Origin of the sequence: Cupriavidus consociatus, from assembly GCF_017814975.1 — a bacterium.
Lineage (GTDB): Bacteria > Pseudomonadota > Gammaproteobacteria > Burkholderiales > Burkholderiaceae > Cupriavidus > Cupriavidus consociatus.
The window spans coordinates 1-1107 of the sequence record NZ_JAGIQA010000132.1 but is presented as its reverse complement, the minus strand read 5'-3'; the positions used below and the strand labels follow the sequence as shown (position 1 = coordinate 1107).

General features: G+C 64.6%; 1 protein-coding gene. It reads right to left on the bottom strand.

The genetic code is table 11. The annotated features are described in order from the left end of the window. Positions 1 to 35 precede the first annotated feature (35 nt). Positions 36 to 1055 (bottom strand): IS30 family transposase, encoded by a 1020-nt coding sequence (locus tag J8I82_RS37735; protein WP_209765717.1) that lies wholly within the window; start codon positions 1053 to 1055, stop codon positions 36 to 38. Positions 1056 to 1107 lie beyond the last annotated feature (52 nt).

Sequence of the window (1107 nt, the reverse complement as noted above, 5' to 3'; positions counted from 1 at the left end):
GGCGGTTTCAAGAGCGAAGTGCAACGCCCCGCATGTTATTGAAGAGGAAGCTTGTCCGAGGGATTTGCGAGTACCTGTGCGAGGATTTGCAATGGGCTGTGCCAGTTCAGTGTCTTGCGCGGCCGACCGTTGAGGCTGTCGGCGATGGCGTCAAGGTCGTCCTGGGAGTAGACGGACAAGTCGGTGCCCTTGGGTAGATACTGGCGCAGCAGACCGTTGGTGTTCTCGCACGTGCCGCGCTGCCAGGGGCTGTGTGGGTCGCAGAAGTACACGCGCACGCCGGTGGCAGCGCTCAGTTCGGCGTGCCGGGCCATCTCGCGGCCCTGGTCGTAGGTCAGCGACTGGCGCAGCGGCGCGACCAGCGATTGCAGCTTGGCAGTAAAGCCGGCTAGGGCCGAAGCCGCGGTGGCATCGGACATCTTGACCAGCAGCACGGCGCGGCTCATGCGCTCCACCAGTACGCCCACTGCCGAGCGGTTACCCGCACCCTTGATGAGGTCGCCTTCCCAGTGCCCGGGCATGAGCCTGTCATTGACCTCGGGCGGGCGCACATGGATGCTGACCATGTCGGGAATCTGGCCACGCCGGTCGGTGCCACGCGAGCGCGGCAGGCGCTTAGCGTGGCCCTGGCGCAGACAAGCGATGAGCTGGCGACGCAGTTCGCCGCGCGGGTAGGCGTAAATGGCGTTGTAGATGGTCTCGTGGGACACGTGGCGCTCGCGGTGGTCAGGAAAGGCGCGCTTGAGAGTAGCGGAGATTTCCTGGGGTGACCACTTTTGGTCGAGGAAGTGGCGCACCACGCCCCACAGCACACTGTCGGCAGCGAGTTTGGGGGCGGGACGGCTGGCTTGGCGGCGTTGCGCGCGGCGGGCTTGCGCTGTCATTGCCCCATAGCCACCGCGTGCTGTCGCGTTGCGGCGAAGCTCGCGCATCAGCGTTGAAGGCGCTCGCCCCAGCCTGCGCGCCATCTCGCGCTGACTGACGTTCTCCGCCTTCCAAATCTCGATGCGCATGCGCTCTTCGGGTTGCAGTTGTTGGTACTTCGTTCTTGTCATTCACCACACCTTACCGGATGGCAAGGTGTTGCACTTCAGATTTGAGGGCGCC

Coding starts and splice junctions, on each gene's coding strand:
- J8I82_RS37735 (WP_209765717.1), bottom strand. CDS start 1,055: ATGACAAGAACGAAGTACCAACAACTGCAACCCGAAGAGCGCATGCGC.